General features: G+C 45.1%; 20 protein-coding genes. 19 read left to right on the forward strand and 1 reads right to left on the reverse strand.

Going from position 1 to position 22,613, the window contains the following annotated elements:
- Positions 1–75 precede the first annotated feature (75 nt).
- From RS891_RS14135 to RS891_RS14225, 19 genes are all read left to right on the forward strand, one after another.
- Positions 76–825 (forward strand): FadR/GntR family transcriptional regulator, encoded by a 750-nt coding sequence (locus RS891_RS14135; protein ID WP_113054966.1) that lies wholly within the window; start codon positions 76–78, stop codon positions 823–825.
- Positions 825–2,036, forward strand: coding sequence for a M20 metallopeptidase family protein (locus RS891_RS14140; protein WP_315795656.1), 1,212 nt, complete (start codon positions 825–827; stop codon positions 2,034–2,036). Before RS891_RS14135 ends, RS891_RS14140 begins: the two co-directional genes overlap by 1 nt.
- Complete coding sequence (locus RS891_RS14145) at positions 2,033–3,598, forward strand: ABC transporter substrate-binding protein (RefSeq protein ID WP_113054964.1); 1,566 nt, start codon at positions 2,033–2,035, stop codon at positions 3,596–3,598. The genes RS891_RS14140 and RS891_RS14145 overlap by 4 nt, the downstream gene beginning before the upstream one ends.
- 99 nt (positions 3,599–3,697) lie before the next feature.
- Positions 3,698–4,615: an ABC transporter permease gene (locus RS891_RS14150; protein ID WP_063565206.1), complete on the forward strand. Its 918-nt coding sequence runs from the start codon at positions 3,698–3,700 to the stop codon at positions 4,613–4,615.
- A 39-nt stretch (positions 4,616–4,654) separates the two neighbouring features.
- Entirely contained in the window at positions 4,655–5,557 is a 903-nt protein-coding gene (locus RS891_RS14155) for an ABC transporter permease (RefSeq protein ID WP_315796317.1), read from the forward strand.
- A gap of 26 nt (positions 5,558–5,583) precedes the next feature.
- The gene (locus RS891_RS14160) at positions 5,584–7,617 is read left to right on the forward strand and encodes a prolyl oligopeptidase family serine peptidase (RefSeq protein ID WP_315795659.1); all 2,034 of its coding nucleotides are present in this window, start codon (positions 5,584–5,586) and stop codon (positions 7,615–7,617) included.
- On the forward strand, positions 7,614–8,090 hold the full coding sequence (locus tag RS891_RS14165) for a hypothetical protein (RefSeq protein WP_315795661.1): 477 nt from the start codon (positions 7,614–7,616) through the stop codon (positions 8,088–8,090). Before RS891_RS14160 ends, RS891_RS14165 begins: the two co-directional genes overlap by 4 nt.
- A gap of 189 nt (positions 8,091–8,279) precedes the next feature.
- Positions 8,280–8,885: a pentapeptide repeat-containing protein gene (locus RS891_RS14170; protein ID WP_076288368.1), complete on the forward strand. Its 606-nt coding sequence runs from the start codon at positions 8,280–8,282 to the stop codon at positions 8,883–8,885.
- A 139-nt stretch (positions 8,886–9,024) separates the two neighbouring features.
- On the forward strand, positions 9,025–9,408 hold the full coding sequence (locus RS891_RS14175; RefSeq protein ID WP_113054960.1) for a hypothetical protein: 384 nt from the start codon (positions 9,025–9,027) through the stop codon (positions 9,406–9,408).
- Complete coding sequence (locus RS891_RS14180) at positions 9,409–10,017, forward strand: GNAT family N-acetyltransferase (RefSeq protein WP_315795663.1); 609 nt, start codon at positions 9,409–9,411, stop codon at positions 10,015–10,017.
- A gap of 330 nt (positions 10,018–10,347) precedes the next feature.
- The gene (locus RS891_RS14185) at positions 10,348–12,048 is read left to right on the forward strand and encodes an NAD-dependent malic enzyme (RefSeq protein WP_315795664.1); all 1,701 of its coding nucleotides are present in this window, start codon (positions 10,348–10,350) and stop codon (positions 12,046–12,048) included.
- A 539-nt stretch (positions 12,049–12,587) separates the two neighbouring features.
- Positions 12,588–14,066: an Lsa family ABC-F type ribosomal protection protein gene (locus tag RS891_RS14190; RefSeq protein ID WP_315795666.1), complete on the forward strand. Its 1,479-nt coding sequence runs from the start codon at positions 12,588–12,590 to the stop codon at positions 14,064–14,066.
- Positions 14,067–14,288: 222 nt separating this feature from the next.
- Positions 14,289–14,855 (forward strand): TetR/AcrR family transcriptional regulator, encoded by a 567-nt coding sequence (locus RS891_RS14195; protein ID WP_113054956.1) that lies wholly within the window; start codon positions 14,289–14,291, stop codon positions 14,853–14,855.
- Between the two features lie 349 nt (positions 14,856–15,204).
- Positions 15,205–16,359: a glycosyltransferase family 2 protein gene (locus RS891_RS14200; protein WP_113054955.1), complete on the forward strand. Its 1,155-nt coding sequence runs from the start codon at positions 15,205–15,207 to the stop codon at positions 16,357–16,359.
- 33 nt (positions 16,360–16,392) lie between these two features.
- A complete protein-coding gene (locus RS891_RS14205) occupies positions 16,393–17,673 on the forward strand; it encodes an aminotransferase class III-fold pyridoxal phosphate-dependent enzyme (RefSeq protein WP_113054954.1) in 1,281 nt (426 codons plus the stop codon).
- Positions 17,674–17,920: 247 nt separating this feature from the next.
- Complete coding sequence (locus RS891_RS14210; RefSeq protein WP_315795669.1) at positions 17,921–18,952, forward strand: zinc-dependent alcohol dehydrogenase; 1,032 nt, start codon at positions 17,921–17,923, stop codon at positions 18,950–18,952.
- Positions 18,953–19,034: 82 nt separating this feature from the next.
- The gene (locus tag RS891_RS14215; RefSeq protein WP_113054952.1) at positions 19,035–20,279 is read left to right on the forward strand and encodes an MFS transporter; all 1,245 of its coding nucleotides are present in this window, start codon (positions 19,035–19,037) and stop codon (positions 20,277–20,279) included.
- 65 nt (positions 20,280–20,344) lie between these two features.
- Entirely contained in the window at positions 20,345–20,938 is a 594-nt protein-coding gene (locus tag RS891_RS14220; RefSeq protein ID WP_113054951.1) for a DUF1349 domain-containing protein, read from the forward strand.
- A gap of 47 nt (positions 20,939–20,985) precedes the next feature.
- Positions 20,986–21,627 (forward strand): HAD family hydrolase, encoded by a 642-nt coding sequence (locus tag RS891_RS14225; RefSeq protein ID WP_167434879.1) that lies wholly within the window; start codon positions 20,986–20,988, stop codon positions 21,625–21,627.
- On the opposite strand, the gene RS891_RS14230 is transcribed toward RS891_RS14225, so the two are convergent.
- A complete protein-coding gene (locus RS891_RS14230) occupies positions 21,624–22,439 on the reverse strand; it encodes an AraC family transcriptional regulator (protein WP_181586688.1) in 816 nt (271 codons plus the stop codon). The two genes, RS891_RS14225 and RS891_RS14230, sit on opposite strands and share 4 nt — an antisense overlap.
- Positions 22,440–22,613: the final 174 nt, after the last annotated feature.

Raw genomic sequence — 22,613 nt, forward strand, 5'->3', positions numbered from 1 at the left:
AGTATTGCATATCTGTTTAGTCGGAATTATATTAATGGTATAAGGTCTAGACCATTTACAGATCGGAGTGTTCACATGTCCAGTACGTTTTCATTTCGTTTTGAAAAAGTATCTACCAAAAAGGTCAGTGAATTTATTAGAGAACAACTGGAGGAAGCCATCATACTAAAAGAATTAATGAGTGAAGAACAGCTTCCTTCTGAACGAGAATTGGCCGAGATTTTTAATGCGAGTCGCATTACGGTACGTGAGGCGTTATCCACGCTGGAAGACAAGGGTCTGATTGAGAAACGCGTGGGAGCTAAGGGTGGAACTTTTGTCTTGCCTTTGACAGCCAATTCTCATAAACGCACAAGAGAAGAAATTAAACGGGATTGGGAACAGATGCTGAAAGTGTTTGAATACCGAACCATTATTGAGCCGGAAGCGGCTTTTCTGGCTGCTGAGCGGATTACTGCAGGCGAGCTTGAGCTGCTGGAAGCTTATATGGAGCAAAGCATTGAACCTCATTGTACAAGGGAATGGTTCCGGGCTCTGGATGTGAAGTTCCATCTAACCATTGCCAAGGCTTCTGGGAATCCTTACTGTGAGGCCGCTGTGAGACAGATCAGAACAAAAATTAATCCGGCATTGGATCTGATGCCATATGATGACCGAATCCGCTCCGTCAATCATGGGATACATATGGAGATTCTTGAAGCACTGAAAGCACATGACAGTATCAAGTCCCGGGAAACAATGAAAAGACATATTGAATTCTCGGCTGATGCGATCTATGCGCGACTGGTATCAGAATCGGATGATAAAAAAGGGGATGAGAACTAATGGACCAATCACAACTATATCAACTCGCACAAGCATTGCAGCCCCAACTCATTGCCTGGCGGAGAGATTTTCATCGCCATCCGGAAATCGGCTATGAGGAGTTCAGAACGTCAGAGATCGTAGCCAAACATTTGGAAAGCCTGGGTCTTGAAGTAACGCGCAATGTCGGAAAAACCGGAGTGGTAGGTTTGCTGAGGGGAGAGACTGAGGGCCCCACGTTTGCACTTCGGGCAGATATGGACGCATTGCCTATACAGGATCAGAAGTCGGCTGAGTACAGTTCCCAAGTAGAAGGCAAGGCGCATCTGTGCGGGCACGACGCCCATACAACCATTCTGATGGGAGCGGCTGAGCTGCTAACGAGCCTCGGCCGACCGAAGTCGGGCAACATCAAATTTGTGTTCCAGCCTGCGGAGGAAGGATTGGCAGGTGCACGTGCCATGATTCAGGATGGAGTACTTGAAAATCCGAAGGTGGACGCGATCGCAGGACTGCATATGACTCCAGGACAAGATACGGGTACCGTCGGGGTAAGCAAAGGCGTAGCGTTTGCTTCGGCAGACCGTCTGGTAATTCGGGTACTTGGCAAGGGTGGACATGCTGCGAGGCCGCATGAAGGTATCGATGCCATTGCTGTATCTGCTCAGGTCATCACTGCACTACAGAATCTGGCTAGTCGTATGGTAGACCCGCTGGAGCCTGTTGTGGTAACGATTGGTAAAATCACCGGGGGCTACATGGGAACAGCAATTGCACCGGAGGTTGAGATGATCGGCACGGTTCGAACACTCTCTCCAGCCATTCGTGAACGCATGCCAGCCTTGATTGAACAGGTCGTAAGTGGGGTGTGCAGTTCGTTCGGGGCTGGTCACGAGGTCATCTATGGCGATGGTTACCCCGTAGTGGTTAACGATCTGGGTATGGTTGACCTGCTGACGGAGACCGTTGACGGACTCGAATGGGCGAAGGGATGGAGCAGTATTCCACCATCCACGGGTGGAGAAGATTTCGCATTCTATTGTGAACAGATTCCGGGTGTTTTCTTCCGATTGGGTTCAGGAAACGAGGAAGAGCGAACTCGTTATCCGCTTCACCATCCGATGTTCGATCTGGATGAGGCGGTCATGCCATATGGTGTGGGCATGCTGTCCGCCGTAGCGCTTGAATTTTTGGCAAGACACACAACTTCTGAGGGGGAGCATGGAAAATGAAAAAAAGACAATGGACTGGCATGTGGATCACATTATTGGCTGTAGTACTGGTGCTGAGCGCTTGCGGTGGCAAGACCACTGGCACGGATAGCAATTCAGCATCAAGTGAATCTGGCAGTAGTTCTTCTGCCAGCACTACGCTTACCATCGCAGCTGCTACGGATATTGAGAGCTTTGACCCGCACAACAACAATAATACATCCAGTGAAGCGGTGCTGGTCAACGTATTTGATTATCTAATCAAAAATGATAGTGAACAGAAGAAGGTTCCAGGTCTCGCAACTACATGGGAGCAAGTGAATGACACCACATGGCGCTTCAAGCTGCGTGAAGGAGTGACCTTCCATAACGGTGATCCATTCACCTCAGCAGATGTGAAGTATACACTGGAGCGCGTAGCCAAAGACAGCACTCTGAAACAAAACAGCTACTTCAAAAACATTGTAGAAGTGAAAGTGGTCGATGAATATACGGTAGATATTATTACCGACGGACCAGATCCGTTGCTGCTTAATCGTCTGTCCAAGATGGGGGCTGGCATTCTGCCTGCCAAATATATTAAGGATAATGGGTTTGATAAATTCCTGAAACAACCTGTTGGCACAGGTCCATATAAGTTTAGTAAATGGACAAAAGATGATCGCGTCGAACTTGTGAAAAATGAAAATTACTTCGATGGTGAACCGAAATGGAATGAGGTTGTATTCCGTGTCATCCCCGAAGCTTCCACACGTGTATCTGAACTGCTGGCAGGTGGTGTTGATATCGCAGCTTCCATTCCGTCGACAGATATTGCCCGCATTGAAGGAGAAGCAGACAAGAAGATTGTCAAAGCGCCGATTCAGCGTGTACTTCAGTTGATTTTCCGCCAAACAGAGGGCAGTGTCACAGCTGATCCGAAGGTTCGGGAGGCTATTGATCTGGCAATCGACAAGCAGGGCATTGTAGACAGCATTGCCGGAGGTGCAGGTATTGTGACTCGCACATCCGTAACACCTGGTAACTTTGGGGCAGATCCTTCGTTGTACCAAACATCACTTTATGATCAAGAGAAGGCGAAGCAGCTGTTACAGGAAGCAGGTTATGCAGAAGGTGAAGCGGAGATGACCATCTCGGTATCCTCACAGTACAAAGAGCCTGCCGAAGTTGTGGCAGCGATGCTGGAGCAAGTGGGCTTCAAAATTAATCTGGACGTGCTTGAACCAAGTGCTTTCAGTGAACGTTACAGTTCCAAATCATTCAAGGAAATCTTCATGATTGGAATTGGTAATTCCCTCTTTGATGCTTCAAATAACTACAATCGGTACATGTTGGACGAGGCCAAAGGAGAGTCGGATTATAACAATCCGGAAGTGGAGAAATTGCTTCAGTCCGCACTGGTTAACATGGACCCGGCATCCAGGGAGAAAGAGTACCAGCAAGTACAGCAAATTCTTGCTGAAGATCGCCCAGCTGTGTATTTGTACCAGATGGAAGGGGTATATGGTACCGATAGCCGTGTGAACTTCGAGCCGCGCAGCGATGAAATGTTCTATGCTGACGAGATTACACCTGCACAGTAACATCAGACAGAACAACCTGTTATGACAAGGATAAGCCGAGAACGGCAGGGACTGTACCACGTTCCTGTCGTTCTTTTTTAGAAGGAGGTGGACAGAGAAATGGGCAAATATGTACTTAAGTCACTACTGCAGGTTATTCCGGTCCTGTTCATTGTTTCACTAATCGTATTTATATTAGTCCGCGTCACGGGTGACCCGGTTGCTCTGATGCTGCCCGAAACAGCAACTGCTGAAGACCGCGCTGTATTAACGCAGGCACTCGGATTGGACCAGCCGTTATACACACAGTATATGAAGTTCCTTGGCAGCGCTTTGCAGGGAGACTTTGGTCAATCCTTCCGTTATGGAGAACCTGCTTTACAGCTTGTACTGGAACGATTACCGGCCAGCTTTGAACTGGCTGTTGCAGCGATGTTTTTTGCCATTGTTATGGCTGTACCGCTTGGAGTTGCCTCAGCAGTCAAACGTAATACGTTTACCGATCTGATCATCTCCGGGATATCGGTCATTGGTAAAGCTATGCCGAACTTTTGGATGGGCATCATGCTCATTTTGTTATTTTCCGTGATGTGGGGAGTTTTGCCTGTATCTGGCCGCGGCGGAGTATCACATCTGATATTGCCTGCCTTTACATTAGGGGTCGGGCTTGCTGCTCAGATGACTCGTCTGATTCGCTCTAGCATGCTGGAAATTCTGAGTCAGGATTACATCCGTACAGCACGAAGCAAGGGGCTTGGAAGGATGGTCGTGATTGGCAAACATGCGTTTCGTAACGGATTGATTCCGGTCGTAACGATTATGAGTTTGCAGTTTACAAGCTTGATTGGTGGGACATTGATTACGGAGACGGTATTCTCCTGGCCCGGGCTGGGTCAGTTGCTGGTTGTTGCAGTCAACACCCATGACATGGCGATTGTACAGGCAGCTGTTTTTGTTATTGCGTTTATCGTGGTTGTAACGAATATTCTGACGGACGTGGCCTACCGACTGCTTGATCCACGCATTAAATACGATTAGAAGGAGGTGCAATCGATGACAGGCAGCAATGAAATGCCAATGCCGGGTGCACAGGAACATGAGAATGTACGTACACCAACAGGACTTCGCTATATCTGGAAACAACTGATCGTCAGCAAGACCGGAATATTTGGTGCTGTGCTCGTTTTGTTGGTTGTGTTAATCGCCATATGGGCACCTCTGTTAACGAGTCATGACCCTGGTGCAGTGAATCCCATCAATCGTCTTAAACCGCCAGCTTGGCTTAATGGGGGAACGGCTGAATACTGGCTGGGTACGGATAATCTGGGCAGGGACATGTGGAGCCGAATCGTATATGGTGCGCGTGTTTCATTAATCGTAGGAATGGGAGCAGTCATCGTGTCCGGAATCATCGGTGCCATTCTTGGTCTCTTGTCCGGATTTTACGGAAAATGGCTGGATGCAGTTATTATGCGCGTGGGTGATGCATTCATGGCCATCCCTACCATTCTGTTTATGCTCGTTGTGATGGCTATTGTGGGGCCTGGGATTACGACACTGATATTGGTTATCGGTGTGACGAACTGGGTTCCTTTCACCCGTGTGGTCCGCAGTGAAGTGTTAAGTATCAAGGAACGGGACTTTGTTCACGCTGCAAGATCGATCGGTGCCAAGAATGGGAGATTGATTCTAAAACACATTCTGCCGAATATCTTATCTTCCTTTATCGTGATCTGCGGTATGAATGTTGGGACCACGATCATAATGGAAGCTTCGCTCAGTTTCCTGGGCCTGGGCATTAAGCCACCTGACATTTCCTGGGGAGGTATGCTCAGTGATGGAAGACAATATGTAGCAACAAGCTGGTGGGTGGCAACTTTCCCTGGATTGGCAATTACCCTGACGGTTCTAGGTGTCATTTTCCTGGGAGATTGGCTGCGCGATGTACTTGATCCACGTACGGATACAAACAAGAAATAAGAAGAACGGAGAGGAGAGCCATGGACATGAATAAAAGACCGATCTTGCCAGAGGACTTATATCATTACCGCTGGATTAGCCAGCCTGTAATCAATCAGGATGGTCAGGTGGCGTATGTTGAACAGACGATTGATCAGCAGAAAAATGAATATATTACGCAAATTCGTGGCGTTTCACTTGATGGCAGTAGGGACAAGCCGCTTACTGACGGAGTAAAGGATTCATCTCCTTCCTGGTCACCAGATGGAACACAGCTCGCTTTTTTACGATTGGAAAGTGGGGGTAAAGGGTTGTGGACCCTTGTCTCAGGTGATACAAAGGCTATAAATCTCATCTCGCCTGAGCGCAAGCTTTTACAATTTGTCTGGTCTCCGGATGGGCAATATATTGCATTTACAAGTAAAGTTGTGGAAGGCAAAGAAGAAGCGATGGTAGACAAAGAATCAAAGACAGAAGAACCACCTAGGGTAATTCCCCTGCGCGGCAAGGTGTTTGAACGTACGACACCCAAGGCGGAAGGCTCCGGCTGGTGGGATGGTCTGAATAGCCATCTGTTTGTATATGAGATTGGAAGTGGAAACATCACACAGGTCACAACCGGATCATGGAATGTTACTGCTCCGGTCTGGTCGCCAGACGGTCAGGCTATTTCCTTCATTTCCAAGCAGGTACAGGATGAGGGGGCGGATGCGGATCTGTTGTACTTTGCAGATGTACATACCGTGAAGCTGGCAAGCGGCGAGCAGTATAGAGTAACGAATTCCAGTCTTCAGGTGAGCCAGTTCGCCTATTCACCCGACGGAGAGCAGCTGGTTCTGATCGCCAGCGACCGAGAGTATGGCAGTGGAAGTCACAATAGACTATATGAAGTGCCGAGTAGTGGAGGTATTCCAAAGCAGCTGGCACCTGATGTCGATATGCAGTTGGGGAACGCAGCACTTGGGGACATGAAATCGGCAAGTCCATCCCCGTCGCCACTGATGGATGACCATCATGCGCAACTTACGGCATATATATTGGGTACCCGGGGTGGAAATGTGGACGTGTATCAATTCACCGAGGATGGGCATTGTCAATCCGTTACGGGAAGCGGGGAGAAGGATGTATATCAATATACCCTGTCACCTGATGGTAAGACGCTGGTCATTGGTACATTGACTGAGGATCACCCTGGAGAACTGTACCGTGTGGATATTAACAGTGGTGTTATGTTCAGACTCACCCGGCGCAACGATGAATTTTTGGCAGGTTTGGAAGTCAATGTACCTGAACGTGTCGAGTTTACTTCGTCAGACGGATGGCCTATCCAGGGTTGGTTAGTGAAGCCGGCTCTGCAGAAATCGGATACGAAAGTGCCGATGATCTTACAGATTCACGGTGGACCGCATGCCATGTATACAGGCATCTTCAGCCACGAAATGCAGACACTTGCTGCACAGGGGTATGCCGTCCTATGGGTGAATCCCCGAGGAAGTATGGGGTACGGGCAGGAATTCGCCAGAGCTTGCCGCGGAGATTTTGCCGGGGGAGACTGTCGAGATCTGCTTGAGGCGGTGGACTATGCACTGGCAACATATGATTTTCTGGATGAAACACGTCTTGGTATAGGTGGGGGCAGTTACGGAGGTGTCATGACCAACTGGATCGTTGCTCATACCCATCGGTTTAAGGCGGCAGTAACGCAGCGCTGTATATCCAATTGGTTGTCCTTATATGGAACAAGTGATATTGGAATCTCTTATGTGGAGGGCGTAATAGGCGGCAATCCGGCAGAACATCCAGATATGTTATGGTCTCGTTCTCCCCTTGCTCATGCGCACAAGATTGAAACACCACTTCTGATTATGCATGGAGAGCAAGATTATCGTACACCGATCGGACAAGCGGAGGAGTTATATACGACGTTAAAACGATTTGGAAAAACGACTAAACTGATTCGATATCCAGGCTCCAATCATACTTTGCTCAAAAGCGGAAAACCCTCGCTGCGCGTGGATAGCTTTGAACAGGTAAATGCCTGGTTTAATCAATACCTCAGAGATGGAGAGGGTGGAGTATGAGCCGTGTTCAACTATCCATTCCTGTAGCTCTGTTCGTGGAAAATGTGCTGACGAGCGGTGAACCGGGCGAATTAATCATTGATTATTTGCAGAGAAAAGACTTCTCTTCGTTGTTATCCAAGATTAAGGAACCAACGATGGATATGAAGGAGAGACTGGACACAGCAGCTGAAGTTGGAGACAACTGGGAAGAGGCCATACGAAGCAGAGTCTATGAATTCAAATTTTTGCATATTAACGCCCTGAAAAGACTGCTCTATTTCCGGTTTGATCTCAAGGTAGAACAGGATTATATCCAGAATGAACTGTCACTGAAACATATTCACCTGACCTTACAAGAGATCGAGTTGCTGCAATTGTTGGTTGGCAGACAGTGGATTGTGCAAGAAGAAAAACAAAACCAAGACGAGCATAGAGACAAGGGGGGAGATGTATCGTTTCGCATCCCTGTTCATATCCGATTGAAGTACTAGCTAAACACATTTATGGAGCCAAAAAGCCGCGTTTTTCGCGGTTTTTTTTATTAGAAGTAGCTACGTTTTTTAGAAAAAAGTAACTTGACTTTTGCAGACGTTTAAGCAGGTACTTGACAGCCGTATGGTATATTATAAAAAGCTCTTTAATGGTGAACACATGATAATCTACAAGATGAGGTGTACGTGATGTATCAATATAAGGATCAGGAGTATGAAGGTGTGCATTTTGAAGGACGTGACTTGCGTTATGGAGAACTAATCAGCTGTGTTTTCAAACAGTGTACCTTTATGAACGCTTCGATGGAAGAAATCGAGACAAGCAACTGCCGTTTTATCGAGTGTGACTTTAAAGGTGCTTCCATGAATGGCTCCATCCATAGAGAATCGGCGTTTGAAAACTGTTTATTTGGCGGTGCTAATCTTTTTGCTTCCAAATTCACTTCCTGCAAGATGACTGGATCGGACTTTTCAGGTGCACAAATGGATGGTATTACTCTAAGTCAGGGTGATTGGTCTTATACGAATCTGAGACATACCCGATTGGGCAAACAGGATTTGCGAGGAATTCGTTTCTTTGAAGCTGACTTTACGGATACGGATTTTACGAAAGCAGATCTGAGAGACTGTGATCTCACAAGAGTAGTTTTAAGCAGAGCCAAGCTGCAAGGGGCCGACCTTAGAGGCGCTAACCTGGAAGGAATCGATCTGAAATCATTGGATATTAAAGGTGTGCGTTTGGATCGCGAACAAGCGGTTCTATTTGTACGCTCTTATGGTGCGAAAGTAGATTAAGCTGAACCAGAAATAAGAAACCGCCTATAAGGCGGTTTTTTTGATATGGAAGTATTCCTATTCCATATCAAGCAATTTGCAGGAATAAGAGATATAAACTAGAAATTATAAATAAGTTTCAAATAAAAGGAGGCCGTTTATGTCGCCTACATTAATTACTATTGTTGCTGTTATTGGCTTTGGGCTTATAACAGGCACAATCACTATGATTATGGTATTTAAACTGCTCCGTAACAATAAACAGAGACATCACCTTCGAAAGAGTGTTTTAAGGGATGGAATTCCCGCAGAGGCGATAATTCATGACATTACACAAACTTCATCCAGTATGGATGGAAGGCCGGGAGTTCGATTGGATTTGACCGTAACTCAAGTTGACGGCCGTACCTTTCCCACGATTGTAGAAACATATATCCCGGTTACACATATTCCCCAATTCCAGAAAGGAAGTGTCATTCACGTAAGATACATAGCAAACGGAAATGAACGAAAGGTTGAAGTGGAGGATGCTTACATCCCGTAATTGAACTTGAATTTGAAAAACTTAGCTGAGACAAATAAAACAGAAATCGATTTAATCCAGGGGGGGTATTTTTTGGAATTCATTAAAACCTATGATATGGATTTGAACGAAGAATGGTCAACGAATCTTCAGGAATTGCTTATTGCCAGTTTCCCAGAGGTTTATCCGAAAGACCGATTGTTTTTCCAGCAAATTCCACATTGCAGAATATTAGCATTCACTTCGGATAATCAACTGATTGGGCATGTAGGATTAGATTACAGAATGATGAATTTGAATGGAAAAGCAATAAGAGTCCTGGGTATCATTGATCTGTGTGTTTCCACTGCACATCGCTCTCAAGGGATCGGTTCCTTGCTGCTAGCGGAAGTGGAGAAGCTGTCCAAAGGGCATATTGATTTTGTGCTATTATTTGCTGATCATGAAGGCTTATATAGTAAAAATGGATACAAAACGGTTAACAACACTTGTAAGTGGTTGAAAATTGAGCATGAAACCTTAACAACAATTGGAGTTGGAATTCAGAAGGTTGAGGGGTTAATGGTTAGAGAAGTCGGAGCCATGCCATGGAGTGAAGGAGAACTCGATTTTTTAGGTTATCTGTACTGAGTACAAAGAGCATTCACCCAAAAAGAATGAGAAATACTTGAGCCCATAAAAAAGGTGATCGAGCCACGAAATTTCGTGGTTTTTTTGTGTTTTAGGAGGATTTGTTCATAAAATTAATTTGTTGATAAATCTCAAATTGATAAATTTTATTTATCGAAGTGAAATTGAATTTCATTCATGAAAGTTTCATGGGTTCGTTTACATGCCATAGAAAATATTTTATAATTGTCATCGGAAGAACTGTAACTAACTAAAAGTTACTTGGTGTTAAAAGTAAATTAAAAAGACGTTAAAACGTCAAGAGACATCATGAAAGAAGGCAATCAGTAAATGAACTCATTTTTTGTAGATTCTGATGGAAACTTGAAAACCTCTTTGAAAGGTAAGGATGTTCTGTCCAATCCTATGTTGAACAAGGGTACTGCCTTTAACGAAGAAGAAAGAAGAGAGCTTAACCTGAATGGCATCCTGCCACCGATGGTTTTAAATATTGAAGAACAAGTGAGTCGGGTATATCAGCAATTGCAAAATGAATCGGATAATTTGCGGAAAAGCATCATGCTTAGTGATTTGTTCAACCGAAATATTGTACTATTTTACCGACTAATGAAGGATCATCTTAGTGAAATGCTGCCGATTGTGTATACACCTACGGTCGGACAAGCTATCCAGGAATATAGCCATCAGTACCACAGACCAGGTGGTCTATATTTATCCATTGATGATATGGATGGGCTGGAGGAAGCTTTCCGCAACAGTGGATTACATGCTGGAGATGTGGATTTGATTGTGGTGACCGACTCGGAAAGTATTCTGGGTATCGGAGACTGGGGCGTTGGCGGCATTAAAATTGCAATTGGTAAACTCGCGGTTTATACAGCAGCCGTAGGCGTTGATCCAAGCCGTGTATTGCCTGTTGTGCTGGACGTGGGAACCAATAATCCCAAACTGCTTAATGATCCATTGTATGTAGGTAATCGCCATGAACGTATTCGCGGGGAAAAATATGAGCAATTTATCGAAGCCTTTGTGAAAGAAACAACAAAGTGGTTCCCGGATGTGCTTCTGCACTGGGAAGACCTGGGCAGCGTGAATGCCAGAAATATTATTCAGAAATATGGGGAAGAACTGCTTACGTTTAATGATGATATACAGGGGACGGGTGCGGTAACACTTGCGGCGATTATGTCCGGGGTTCAAGTGACGGGTGTACCTCTTCGTGAGCATCGTGTTCTTGTATTTGGTCCAGGGGCCGCTGGTATTGGCAACGCGGATCAGATTCGTGACGCCATGATGGAAGAAGGGCTTGAGCAGGAGGAAGCGGAGAGCCGCTTCTGGGCATTCGATTACCGCGGAATCCTTACCGATGAGACGGAAGGTCTATTTGAATTCCAGAAACCATATGTACGTAAAGCTGCCGAAGTGAAAGATTGGGTATTGAATGAGCAGGGGCAGGTCAGTTTGCTGGAAGCTGTGAAACAGATTAAACCAACGATTCTGATCGGGACGTCCGGTGTGCCAGGTGCCTTTAATGAACAAGTTATCAAAGAAATGGTGAAGCATGTGGAACGTCCAATCATTATGCCCATGTCCAACCCAACCTCGCTTGCCGAGGCAGCACCAAGAAGCTTAATTGAATGGACGGATGGCAAAGCACTCATTGCAACAGGCAGTCCATTTGAACCGGTCATGTTTAATGACACGTTGTATGAAATTGGTCAATCCAATAATGCTTTTGTGTTCCCTGGTTTGGGTCTGGGAGCGATTGTAGCGAAAGCATCTAAATTCACCAAAAACATGTTCACCGCAGCTGCAGTGGCCGTAGCTAATTCAGTAGACTCCTCTGCCCCAGGTGCTCCACTTCTGCCCAGAGTGAAAGAACTGCATGCTGTTTCGTACAAAGTTGCAGTGGCGGTCGCCAAGGCGGCAGTGGAAGATGGCGTTGCGCGTGTAGAGCTGAAAGACGTTGAAGAGGCTGTAAAAGCTGCCATGTGGCATCCGGTGTACAAACCGCTGTATGCGGCTGTTTAATAATTGAATACAGCGCGTAGTGACTATAAATCCTTATGGGTCTACTAAGGTGAATTTAGATTCTAATAGGGGCTCAAATTGATTTCTCGCCTTGACCCATGGCTGTATTCCATGTTAAGTTTCTGATATTAAATTGTTGAGCTTTTAAAAGGGGGATAGAGCAATGACTGAATTAGAGGTTGTAGATGTTTATGTGGACCTGTCAACGAACATGAACACTGACATGGTTCACAACATAACTAATCAGAATCCGGTACTTTATCCTCCTATGCATAGATCATCTTGGCGTTAAGTTCTTAGACGCCAGGTTTCTTTATCGTATAGTCAGGTTGATGTAACGCAAAAAAGCACCGGTGAATGGGGGCTTTTTTGCGTTTTTTCATTTGAGGATATTCTAATCACTCTGACACGACAAATATGTCATTCATGCAAGAGCGGATTGAAATTCTGAATTATGTTCAAATATAAAGTGAGGGACCATGTCGTAATAAATATCCCGTCGGTTTACTTTTATATTTCACATAAAAAGGATGATCTTTATGTCTTTAATTAACGTTACGAACCTAACTTTTGCCTATGATGGCAGTTACGATAATATATTTGAAAATGTGAGTTTTCAGCTGGACTCCGATTGGAAATTGGGCTTTACCGGAAGGAACGGCAGAGGCAAAACGACGTTCCTAAATCTGCTGCTTGGTAAATATGAATACAGCGGAACTATTTCTGCGAATGTTAGCTTTGAGTACTTTCCTTTTCAGGTTGAGAATAAAGAAGCTATGACTCTAGATGTCATTGAGGAGGTCTATCCTGAATATTTACACTGGCAGTTGGTGCGAGAGCTTAACTTGTTAAAAGTTTCCGAAGATATCCTGTATCGGCCTTTCGATTCCTTGTCAAATGGAGAACAAACGAAGGTGATGCTGGCTGCCTTGTTCTTGAAGGATAATCGATTTTTGCTCATTGATGAACCTACCAATCATCTCGACATTCATGCGAGAAAACTCGTCAGTAATTATCTTCGTAGCAAAAGTGGATTTATTCTGGTGTCGCATGATCGATCCTTTCTGGATAACAGCGTAGACCACATCCTGTCCATTAATAAAAATAACATTGAGATTCAGAGAGGGAACTTCTCCGCTTGGTGGGAAAATAAACAAAGGCAAGATCAGTTTGAACTTGCAAGTAATGAGAAATTAATAAAGGACATCAAGCGTTTATCCGATTCTGCCAAACGGACGGGTGGATGGTCGCATGAAGTGGAAAGAACCAAAAATGGTACGAGAAATTCCGGTTCAAAGGTGGATAAAGGCTATATTGGACACAAGGCTGCCAAAATGATGAAACGTTCCAAAAATATTGAGCAGAGACAGCAATCTGCCATCCAAGAAAAGTCCAAACTGCTCAAAAATATCGAAAATGCAGAACGCCTCCAGATTCATCAACTGGATTTTCACAAAAAAGAACTTGTCGAATTGGAACATGTGTCGATTGCATACGGCTCCAATACGGTATGTAAGGACGTGTGTTTCACAGTTGAGAAAGGGGATCGTATTGCACTTTATGGTAAAAACGGATCGGGGAAATCAAGCATCCTTAAACTGATCTGTGATGAGGATATCCCTTATACAGGTCATTTTCGAAAGGATCATCAGCTTAAGATCTCCTATGTGTCGCAGGACACGTCTGATCTCGGCGGCCAATTATCGGATTATGCTGTCACGCAGGGAATCGATGAAAGCCTGTTTAAATCGATACTAAGAAAGCTTGATTTTTCCAGGCTGCAATTGGAGAAGGATATCTCAACGTATAGCGCAGGCCAAAAAAAGAAGGTGCTGATTGCCAAAAGTCTCAGTGAGCGAGCTCATTTGCACATTTGGGATGAACCTCTCAACTTTGTTGATGTCATCTCTCGTATGCAAATTGAAGACTTGCTGCTGGAGTACTCCCCAACCCTTCTGTTTGTAGAGCATGACAGTGAATTTTGCGCAAATATTGCAACCAGAATTATCGAGTTATGAGCAAAAGGGAAAGATAAAAGGTATATTCTAAGAGTCGCCGCTTGGCGGCTCTTAATCATTACATCTATCTTTGCAATACATAACCAATCATAGGTGATGCTTGTTACGTGTTCAGACATCGGAATTGTGAGCAACTATGCTATAATTTTATAGTCACAGCCAATCAAATGAGGGTTCATTGAATCAATTTATTGAATATATTCTCCAAGAGGTGTAAACCCGTTGAAAAAAGAAATGACATCGATGAAGCAAACGAGACTTAATTCCATCCTGGACGAAGCGACCAAACTGCTGATTGAAAAGCCCAATGCATCCATGAATGATATCGCAGACTCTGCAAAAATCGGCATTGCGACTCTTCATCGTTACGTGGAGAGTCGTGAACAATTAATGGTTTTTCTGGGCTTGCGTGCGATCGAGGTGGTCAGTGAGGCCATGCAAAACGTTCATCTGGATGAGGAAAACTGTGAAACGTATATTCCGGAACTGATCGAAGTGCTCATTCCGTTAGGGGATAAAATATTTTTCCTTACCCATGACGCAGCTATACACTATAACCCTGAGATTGAAGGAGCAGATTTGAAGCTGAGAGAACCTATACTGCATGCGGTCAGCTTGTTGCAGCAAAAGAATTATTTTCGCCAGGATGTCAATAAAAACTGGATTGTAGATGTGTTGTATTCTATCCTGTTTCTGACGTGGCAGCAGGTTGTAAGTGGTGACATTGCTCGTAAATCAGCAGCTTCGCTAGTTGTGGATACGTTCTATCATGGTTTTAGGGCCAGATAAGTAGCCGCTACCTTATAGCAACGTACATTAATGCAAAATAACACCCCATTGTGGAGTCGGTCGTGTCATTGGATACGGACTCACTTTGGAGGTGTTTTTTTTGCGTGGAGAGCTATCGGCGCTACTTGAAAGGCGCATATTTTGTTTTCGGTACATATTCATATTTTAACAGAGTTCAGAATTTAAGATTTAAAACTTACAAAAAATGATATAAATTTCTAGTAGATTCAAATCATTACCAAAATAATACAGTGGATCTGCGACAAGGAGGTCGATAATCTGCACTGAACACGGTACCGTTTCAACTCGCTTTTACACTCATTCCATCATATCCAACAGGAGGGATTCCATGCTTTACACCATTATTGTGCCAGTTAACCAGGACTATAACATTTTGAACCTGTTCACGGACTCATTGCTACGGACTGTAAGCCCGTCCACTCAAATCATTTTTATCAACGATGGTTCCGGTTCTGCTGTCTCACAGCATTTGGAGAAACTGAAACAAGAGGTTAGAGAAGGTGTAACGATTGAAATTCTTCAGCATGATTTTCCACTTGGCTGTGCCGTATCAATCAATAGCGCGCTTCGGCGAGCAGAGGGAGATTATATTTTCTTCCTGGATTCCGATACGATTCTTCAACCGAACTGGCAATTAATGATGAAAGAGACGATGGACAGCGACATCACAATCGGTATGATTGGCGGTGTTCTGCTCTATCCGCAAACGGGAGGCGTGCAGCATTGTGGAATTGCATTTGCCGATACAATTGGTCGCCACTTATTTCTGAACGCTTCGCCTGAAGATATTCCGAAGGAAACATTTTCAGTTCAGCTTGTCGTATTCGCCATGTTTGGCATGAAGAGGGAAGTGTATGAAACGGTAGGCGAGCTGGATGAAAAGTTCTTTAACGGATATGAGGATTTTGATTATCAGATGCGAGCACGGGCAGCCGGATATGATACGGTCATTAATCCGAATATTCTCGCCTATCACTGGGAACGGAGCAGTGGCATTCATCGCAACTTCAACCGGAAAAACAATCTGGCACGTTTCTGGAAAAAGTGGGGTGGGGAAATTGAAGCCGATGTTTGGCCATTTGTATTCGGTCATCTGAAAGAACAGCTGGATAGTCAGAGTGAATATCAGCATCTGCCGATCGTTGGCATTGATCTTGCAGAGGTTCGCAGTGACGCGGATACGTTCTGGACCAAGCTGGAGGAAGCTGATATTGCACCTGTTGCTGAGGTACGTGACTATTCCAACCGTTTTAACTCGAATGGAGCCATTTGGCTACCGCAGGTTCTGGGCAAGGAGCTGATTCATAGCGAGAACCGATTATTGTTTCTGGTGGACAATTTCGCCCGGTTGTTGGAAAACCGTTACTGGATAGAGATGAGACATGCTCATCGGGCTAAAGATCTGATTATTGATCTGTATGGCAATGTCATCACCATGGATCGTATATATGATGGCTGCTGGCCAGGCTCCAAAGTTCGCTAACGCACAAACCAAGTAAACAGGGAGGAACCAAAGGTGAAATCAAAAGAGAGCACGCTGGATCGTGCCGTAAGGTTTACACGGAATCTGGAGTGGTTGGAACATGTCGAAAAGGTTATTCCGAGCGGATGCAGTACGTTAGCCAAAGCACCAGAACGCTTATTTCCGGGATATACACCCGTATGCTGCGCAGAGGCACGCAATTCCCGTTTTATCGATATCGATGGAAATGAATGGTTGGATTGTGAGATGGCCATGGGTACGGCTCCATGGGGACATGCACGACATGAAGTTCAACTGACCGTCATCCATCAGCTGAAAAAAGGGACAAGTTATTCTATTCCTGCTGACATTGAACTTGAATGCGCTGAATTGATTTTGGAACGGTTTGAAGGCCGCTACCCCTCATTGCGGTTCACCAAAAGTGGCGCCGATGCAGTCAGTGGAGCCGTACGTCTGGCTCGTGCGGGAAGTGGCAAAAGCAGGGTCATCGCGACGGCCTATCATGGGTGGCATGACTGGTCTGCCTATGGGTACTATGGCCGCGAAACGAAAGAACGAGGCATCCCCGTGGATATCGAACGCACAACAATCTGGATAGAAAAGCCCTCACCAGAGCGTATCGAGGCCCAAATCCAATCCTCTCCCGAGGATATCGCCTGCATTGTCCTTTGTCCAAATGAATGGAAACGTGAGCCGTTGGCACAAGTTGTTTCCCTATGTCGGTCATTGGATATCATTGTCATATTTGATGAAGTCACCTCAGGCATACGAATGGGCAAGCAAGCTACAGCTGGGGAATATGATATCTGGCCGGATCTGCTCTGTATTTCCAAAGGCATGGCGAATGGACTGCCACTCGCAGCCGTAATGGGGCCAGAACATCTGATGTCATTATCAGGACAGGTCAGATTCAGCAATGCCCATTCCAGCGAGACCACTGCACTAGCGGCAGCGATTGCATGTGAGAGATTGATGAAAAGCGCTAAAGTATGGCCGAGCTGGCGCGAGGCTACTATCCGGATTATGGATCTGATTGAAGCTGAACTCGTACTTCTTGGATTAACCGATCAATTGGTGCTGAAGGGTACTTATGCGAGTTTCTCCATTAGCTCTATTTCGGAGGAAAACTTTCATACTGATCCTTTTCGAGAGTTTATGGTCAAACGAATGGCCCACTTCGGAATATTCACCAAAGGGTACTTTATTTTCTCTGATGCTCATACCCGGGAAGAATTATTGTGGGTGGAAGAAGCTCTCTTGCAGACACTATCCGACTGGAAAGAAGTTCTGAAACAGGAACACTTTTCGAATTGAGATTTACGAAAACGTTTAAAATTATATTCAAATTATATTCGTTGAACTATTCATTTACACGTGAACGGAGAGGACAGAATAAACCTGAAAAAGCGGAGCGGTCGCCTTTATCCCCGGATTTTCCCCTTTTAAAAAGAATTAAAAAATCTGGGGATAACAGCGATTGGAAGGTTGTTCTGTCATCGGAGTGGATTGTGTAAAATCTTTATTTCAACTTATATAAAACATCGACTAGGAGGAATATTCAATGAAAGCACTCGTATATCAGGATCTTAAACAGGTGACTTACCAGGATATTGAGGAGCCAACCATTCAAAAGCCAAACCAGGTAAAAATTAAAATCTATGGTTCAGGTATTTGCGGTACAGACCTGAATATTGTCAAAGGCAAAGTGCCTGCGAATAAAGGGACGATTATTGGTCATGAAGGTGTCGGCACAGTAGTTGAGGTGGGCGATGAAGTTCGTGGTTTCAAGATCGGTGATCGGGTATTGGTTGATCCCACGCAATCTTGCGGTACCTGCTCCTATTGCCGCGAAGGTCTGTTCATCTATTGCGAGAATTTTGATGACTATCAAGTAGGCATGACGACACACGGAACCTTTGCTGAATATTTTGTTGGGGACGAAAAGTATATCTATGCCATCCCGGATTCCATGAGCTGGGAAACGGCCATGATGATCGAACCACTGGGATGTGTACTTCAGACGTTCATGAAAGCAGGGACTAAGCCTAGTGACTCTGTACTGGTCCTCGGTTCTGGTGCAATCGGTTCCCTGTGTCAGCTTGTGAGCAAACGATTGGCAAGGCTTACTGTAGGCACGGAAGTTGATCCATTCCGCAAAGAGTTCGCTTCAGAGATCGCGGATCATGTGTTCTATCCTCAGGATCTGACACTGGATAAAGTATACGCGATCAATAATAACAAGAAGTTTGATATTGTAGTGGACGCGGTTGGTAACCAGCTTCATGTAGGCTTTGAGATGATTGCCAAAGGCGGCAAGATCATTCCCATGGGTTATGACGACAGCTATGAGGTCACGTTCAAATCAACTGCCGTGATTAATGATGGCATTAGTATCATTGGTGCGGTAGCTAATCACTCGATGATCAGTACAGCATTGAAATTTGCACAAAGTATTCCGGAACTGGAGCAAATGGTTACCTCTACGGAACTGCTGAGTGATTATGAACAGGCATTCAATGGGACAATCGGTTATCATCTGCGTACCGGAGAGAAATTGCCCATGAATTCGGTTAAAACAGCTCTGATCTTGTAAGCATGTAGACATTAGCGGTTTTACCGCTGCGAAAAGCAGGAATACGCAGCGGTGAAACACCGCAGAAAAGGGGAGATATCGATTGAAGCTGCTACAGGATTTGCCGAGAAATCCGCGGTACTCCATCTTACTTGAACCGGTATGGGCCATTCCGGGCACGATTGTTCTTTTTTATGCTCCCTTATATATGAAGGAAGCCGGACTTTCGGATATTGAAATTGGTTTGATCAATTCGGTGAATCTTTACTTTGCCTTTATATTTCAGTTATTTGCGGGTTCAATCACGAATAAGCTTGGTCGCAAGCGAACAACACTGATTTTTGATCTGATAGCCTGGAGTGTTCCCATGTTCATCTGGGCGTTTTCCCAGAATTTTTGGTTGTTTTTGATCGCTTACCTGTTGAATGCAACCTCCAAATTTGTGACAGTTTCCTTCAACTGTCTCATTATCGAGGATGTTGAGGAACACAAGCGCTCCAAGGTATTCGCCATTCTTAACATGATCATTACTGGTGCTGGAGTACTTACACCGATCGCCGGGGTAGTGATTGCCGATTTTGGCATTGTGCCAACACTAGCCAGTATTTATTTTGTCGGTGGCATCCTCATGACCGTCATGTTCTTCATTCGCAACCGATATACGGATGAGACCGCAGTAGGGAAGGAACTTATGGGAATGCATAGCCAGACCCGGGTGATTCAGAGTCTGGCTTCCAGTCTGCGACTTTTCGGCAAATCGTTCTACAAACGGAGGCTTTTACCGATTATTCTCATCACGGTGCTTTCCAATCTGATCCTGCAGCTGAACTTTTTTCAGGTGATTTTTTTCAAGGAACAGTTAAAATTCAATGATCAGATTATTTCATTTATCCCGGTCGTCACCGCAGTAACCGTCATGCTCTTGTATTTAGTCATTATCCCGCGTCTGAAACGGCGTTCAGAAGAAACGTATGTCAGTTTCTCGATCATTCTGAGTACAGTGGGTGCAATACTTTTTCTGTTGATACCTGCGGGGAATATGGCCATGTTATTTCTGACTCTAATTATACTTGCGGCAGGCAATTTCATCTTGCAAACGTATCGGGATTCACTGCTTATGAACCGATTGGGTACACATGAAAAAGCAGATATGTTCTCGGCTGTGCAGACCGTTATGACGTTAACAGCGATTCCATCAGGTTACCTGACAGGGCTGCTGTATCACTATAACCCCGTGCTGTTATTCAGTGTCATTCTTGTACTTTATATCGTACTCATGGTCATCATGTTATTCCTCCCTGATCCCCGGAAACACTCCCAGGCAATCAGTACTTACAAAAATATGTAGGAGAAGGGGTTTTCTGTATATGAAACGAATATATAATACAGAAAATGAACCTGGGAGGCATAGCAATGACAAACGTATTTGCAACAGAAACAAGAAACCAAATGAACTGGATTAATGAGCCGAAGAGCTGGTCTTATACCGATCAAGGAGTTCTAATTGTAGAAGCTCAGGCTGATACGGACTTTTTTCAAGATCCAGCGGGTAAGCATATCCGTGCAACCGCGCCATTTCTGTCGATGCCGGTGCCTAACGATTTTGAAATGACGACCCAGCTAACCGTGGACATGCAACATCAGTATGATTCCGGATGTTTGATGGTGATGGCGGATGAGCGAAACTGGTGCAAACTTTGTTTTGAGTATGATGGAAAAGCGGCGACCATTGTGTCGGTAGTAACAAAGGAAGGTTCATCCGACGATTGTAATTCGGTTGAAGTTCCCGTAACCAATCCTTATCTGCGCATACGCAAAGTGGAGGACTGCATTTCATTCTTTTATTCACCCGATGGGGTGGAATGGAAATTAATTAGATATTTCGGCATGCCGATAGAGGGGGAGATCCGGGCTGGAGTTGTTGGACAGTCACCAGCCGGAACGGGATGCACCTGTCACTTTTTGTCGATGAATGTTACCCGTCCGGACGTGACTGCACGCTTCTAAGCCCATCTCCCTGCCAATCGGCTGATCATTGGAGGGAGAAAAGCGGAATGGTAAAAGCTTTTATTTTGGATTTTGATGGACTTATTGTGGACACGGAGACACCTTGGTTCTATGCTTTTCGCGATATTTATAAAGAGCATGGACTTGAACTTGGCCTGGAGCTTTGGTCGAAAAATGTAGGGACATCGTTTGAAGAATTTCATCCTTTTCTATATCTGGAGCAAGCGTTGCAAAAACCGATCGATCATGATCATATCAAGTTGCTCTCTGAACAGAAATATGAAGCATATCTGGGGCAGGCAGCCATTCTTCCAGGCGTGCATGAGCTGCTCCAGTCTGCCCGTAAAAAAGGGATTGGGCTTGCCGTTGCTTCCAGTTCTACCCGGGATTGGGTTCATGGTTATTTGCGGACACTCGGCATTTTCGAACTATTTGATGTCATTCATACAGCAGAGGACGTCAAGCGGGTCAAACCGGACCCGGAATTGTATCTGCTTGCCCTGGAGAGTCTCGGGATCGGGGCGTCCGAAGCGGTTGTGTTCGAAGACTCACCGAATGGACTGAAGGCAGCCAAAGCCGCGGGGATTCGCTGTGTCATTGTGCCTAACGAGGTAACGCGTAATCTGGAATTCTCGAAGTATGATCTGCGGTTAACCTCGCTGGCAGAGATCACGATGGAAATTCTTTAACCCTGGTATTGCTTGCGTAACTCAATAGGAGAGATCCCTTCATATTTTTTGAAAACGGATCCAAAATAACTGGCGCTGTTGAAACCGACAGCCCGAGCAATCTCGTGGGCCGTTATTCCAGCGTTATGGACGAGCATTTCCTTGGCCTTCAATAACCGATATCGTGTCAGATAATCAAGCGGAGTCATTTGGAATTCCTTTTTGAATATCCGATTTAGATGCTGTTCGGTGACGTCCATTTGCTGAGCCAGCATGGAGAGCGAGATATCCTGATCATAATTTTGCTTGATAAAAGTAACCAGTCCGCCCAGCTTTAATCGGGCATCCGAACGTTCATAAGCACCATAACGATCGCCATCAATCGTTAACCTGACCAGAAGCATGTACAGCAATGCGGATACGTGCCAGATCTGATCCTTGTGCCGGGACTGTAGCGCCAACGTTATTTCATGCAGCAGGATATGAAGCATTCCATCCGGCTTGAAGGCGCGCAGCTCCCCGATTTGCAAGGTATGCAGAAACCGTGGCAATAAATAGCCATTAAAAGACAGACAATCGAACAACAATGAATCACTCAGATTGTCGTAACGATATGTCACCTCCGGAAACATAATAAGAGCTGTTCCTTTTCGAATTGAAAACTCATGATTTTGGGCTGCGATTTTCCCTGTTCCCCCGATACACTGCACAATACTGTAATCCCGCGAATGGCCGTTCCAATTCATTAATTCATCTACGGTCAGCTGGTTTTGACCTGTAATCATAAGCGGCATATCGGGATCCAGTGAATTCCCCATACTAGGTTTCGGCATCGTTGTGTTATTCCTCATTTCGTTAAAGGTCGTGTGCGTAAATGGCGTGGATACAGCGTTAAAAGAAACCTGATTTGAATTATATTACATAAATAACATTTTATCGAAAACCTTTTAGGAACATGTATCATAATGTCGATGCCGTACCATTATCAGACGAAGCAGTATGCGTTA

This window comes from Paenibacillus sp. BIC5C1 (assembly GCF_032399705.1).
Taxonomy (GTDB): domain Bacteria; phylum Bacillota; class Bacilli; order Paenibacillales; family Paenibacillaceae; genus Paenibacillus; species Paenibacillus taichungensis_A.